Origin of the sequence: Streptomyces chisholmiae (assembly GCF_031845445.1) — a bacterium.
Taxonomy (GTDB): Bacteria; Actinomycetota; Actinomycetes; order Streptomycetales; family Streptomycetaceae; genus Streptomyces; species Streptomyces chisholmiae.
Window position 1 is genome coordinate 1 of the sequence record NZ_JAVREO010000315.1, and the last position, 379, is coordinate 379.

The 379-nt window shown below is 65.7% G+C and carries 1 protein-coding gene; it reads left to right on the plus strand.

Annotated elements, in window-relative coordinates; genetic code table 11:
* On the plus strand, positions 1-379 hold a 379-nt coding region (locus tag RM844_RS33370), incomplete at both ends, for an ABC transporter permease (protein WP_311671159.1).

Below are 379 nucleotides of genomic sequence, written 5' to 3' on the forward strand. Positions count from 1 at the left end.
CGGGTGGCCGTGCCGAGTTTCGTTGCGGCAGCTGTGCTCATCTTCATTTTCTCGGTCACCCTGCGGTGGTTTCCCACTTTCGGCTCGGGCGAAGGCGTGGTCGATCGTCTCCACCACCTGACGCTTCCCGTGCTGGCGTTGACGCTGGCCTCGGGGTCTTACGTCATCCGGGTGACTCGGGCGGCGCTGCGCGAAGAGGCGGCACGTGACCATGTGCGCGCGGCCGTCGCACGTGGGCTGCCGCGACGCACGGTTGTCACCAAACACATTCTGCGCAATGGGCTTACCCCGGTGGCCACGGTCGTGGGCCTGACGATGACCAGCCTCATCGTCGGTTCGGTGGTCATCGAACGCGCCTTTGCCCTCGACGGAATCGGGT